Consider the following 2,996-nt stretch of genomic DNA (forward strand, 5'->3'; position numbering starts at 1 on the left):
CCTATCTGTGTGCTTTCTTCCTGGACTTATATCCAGAAACACGTGAAGGAATACATGGCCTGCCTGCTGTTGTTGGAAACCGCCATGCTCGGGGCGCTGGTATCTTTAGATCTGATCCTGTTCTATGTGTTCTGGGAGCTGATGCTGATTCCCATGTATCTGCTTATCGGTGTCTGGGGTGGCGACAATCGGATATATGCCGCGGTCAAGTTCTTCCTCTATACCGCTGCCGGCAGCGTCTTCATGCTTTTGTCAATCATCTTCCTCTATTACTATAATTATAAAGTTACCGGGGTTTATACCTTCAGTATCCTTGAATTGTATAAGCTCAATATTCCCATTTCAGTGCAGTTCTGGTTGTGCCTGTCATTTTTTGTCTCCTTTGCCATCAAGGTTCCCATGTTCCCGTTGCATACCTGGTTGCCTGACGCCCACGTACAGGCGCCCACAGCCGGCAGTGTCATCTTGGCCGGGGTTCTGCTGAAAATGGGTACTTATGGATTCCTGCGCTTTGCCATGCCGTTGTTTCCTTATTCCACCCACCAGTTTACGCCGTTTATGGCCACGTTGGCCGTCATCGGGATTGTCTATGGGGCATTGGTGGCCATGGTACAGCCTGACATGAAAAAGTTGGTGGCCTATTCCAGTGTCAGTCATCTGGGTTATGTGATGCTTGGACTCTTTGCTTTGAATATGCAGGGGATTGAAGGTGGCATCTACCAGATGCTTAATCATGGAATCAGTACCGGGGCACTCTTTTTAATTGTTGGCATGATCTATGAGCGACGTCATACCCGGATGATCAAAGATTTTGGCGGCATAGCCAAGGTGATGCCCGTTTTTGCCACCTTTTTCATGATTGCCACCCTGTCCTCGGTTGCGGTGCCGGGAACCAATGGTTTTGTTGGCGAAATCATGATTTTGATCGGGGCCTTCCGCAGTTTTCCGATTTTCGCGGTGGTTGCAGCTTCAGGTGCTATCCTGGGAGCGCTTTACATGTTGTGGATGTATCAGCGGGTGATGTTCTGCCCCCTGGATAAGCCTGAAAATCAGAAACTGAAGGACCTCAATTTTCGTGAAATTATAACCTTGTTGCCCTTGGCTGTACTGGTCTTCGTTATGGGCTTTTTCCCCGGTCTTTTTCTGCGAAAGATGGATGCCACCGTTTCCCATTTTATTAAAGATTTCAATACCCGCTATGAGGCTTATGCCCAGCAGCAGCCCCAGAGCCTTGGAGACAGGATCGCCGCGGTGCTGCCGGCAGCTGAAAATAAAGATAAAATTATTGAATAATAAAACCGCGAGAATCAATCGCTTAAGCTAATGCGGGAACATATCCCGCAGCCCAAAGAGGTTTTTCGGCTCGCAAATAAGTACTCTTATCAGAACATTTTCTTGTTGAAAAAAACAAGAAAATAACCTGTAAGGTACTAATCCCTTCTGTAAATGAGTGTGGAGGAACGTAATGGAGATGCTGGAATTTGTCGTCCCGGCGCTGAATGTTAAAGCAATACTGCCCCAGGTTATTCTCTCGTTGACGGCCTTGACGGTTTTGCTGGTTGGAGTTTTCAGCCCGCAGGATAAGAAGACGTCTTCTCTTGGCTATCTTTCCCTGGTTGGGGTGGTCGTCGCCCTTATCAGTACCCTGATGATTAATGGGGTTCGAGAGTCCGCATATAACGGGATGGTTCTGGCGGATGGGTTTTCTTCTTTTATCACCCTGATTATCTGTGTGGTCACAATTTTGACCATCCTGACATCCATCAACTATCAGAAATTTTTCCCCCGACTCAATTGTGGTGAATATTACTGTTTGTTGCTTTTTGCGGCTGTGGGGATGTGTTTTATGGGTTCTGCCGGCAACCTGTTGATGGTTTTCCTGGCCCTGGAGACCATGTCAATATCTATCTACGTTCTGGCTGGTTTTAACTCCGATGATGCTAAATCCATCGAGTCGGCAATGAAATATTTTTTACTGGGTGCTTTTGCTTCCGGGTTTTTGCTTTTTGGTTTTGCCTTGATCTTCGGTAGTACCGGGACCATGGATCTGGTTAAAATAAGTGCTTTTCTTACCGCCCATCCTGAAGTTATACATTCCCGGATGCTCATGGGTGGGGTAGCCCTGATGACTGTGGGTTTTGGCTTTAAAGTTGCCATGTTTCCCTTCCATATGTGGACGCCGGATGTTTATGAAGGAGCTCCCACGTCAATTACCGGTTTTATGGCCACCGGGGTAAAGGCGGCGGCCTTTGCGGCGCTGCTCCGGGTTTTCTTCGTTGCTCTGGGTCATTTGCAGGCTGACTGGACCGGGATCATGTGGTTAATTGCTTTCCTGACCATGACCATCGGCAACGTGGTGGCTTTATCCCAGACCAATATCAAACGTATGTTGGCTTATTCCAGTATTGCCCATGCCGGTTATCTGCTGGTTGGTTTTGTTGCCGGCAGCAAGCTGGGTCAGTCAGCCATACTTTTTTATCTCTTAAGTTATGCTTTTACTAATCTCGGGGCTTTCGGGGTTATCGCTCTGCTGGGTCGAAAAGAGGGTGAATATAATGAGTTGGAAGATTTTGCCGGCCTTGGTTTTAAATATCCTTTGATGGGGCTGGCGATGGCGCTTTTCATGTTTTCCATGGCCGGTATCCCCCCGGCATCAGGTTTTATGGGAAAATTCTATCTTTTCAGTTCAGCAATGAAGGGCGGATTTGTCTGGCTGGCTATCTTCGGGGTGATTAACAGCGTCATCTCTCTCTATTACTACCTGCGGGTGGTGGTAGTAATGTATTTCAAGGAAGCTGGGCGGGATATTGTTATGCCTAAGCCTTCTCCGGCCCTGGTGGTTGGTCTGGTGCTGGCGGTTGTCGGGGTTTTGCAGATGGGTATTTTCCCCTCATATTTCCTGGACATGGCCCGCCAGTCTATCCAGACGATGCTCATGTAGCAAGGCATCATTATCCGAAAATAAATCTGGCGGCTTGTTTAAGCCGCCTTTTTTT

At 47.8% G+C, this 2,996-nt stretch carries 2 protein-coding genes; both read left to right on the forward strand.

Annotated elements, in window-relative coordinates:
- Positions 1-1,293: NADH-quinone oxidoreductase subunit M (locus U9P07_07720; GenBank protein ID MEA2109291.1), on the forward strand; the 1,293-nt coding region annotated here is incomplete at its 5' end.
- A gap of 172 nt (positions 1,294-1,465) precedes the next feature.
- Positions 1,466-2,941 (forward strand): NADH-quinone oxidoreductase subunit N, encoded by a 1,476-nt coding sequence (locus tag U9P07_07725; protein MEA2109292.1) that lies wholly within the window; start codon positions 1,466-1,468, stop codon positions 2,939-2,941.
- Positions 2,942-2,996 lie beyond the last annotated feature (55 nt).

It is taken from the genome of Pseudomonadota bacterium, from assembly GCA_034660915.1.
GTDB lineage: Bacteria > Desulfobacterota > Anaeroferrophillalia > Anaeroferrophillales > Anaeroferrophillaceae > DQWO01.

What these genes read in the sequence shown, in the direction of transcription:
- U9P07_07725 (MEA2109292.1), top strand. Translation starts at nt 1,466, where the DNA reads ATGGAGATGCTGGAATTTGTCGTCCCGGCGCTGAATGTTAAAGCAATA.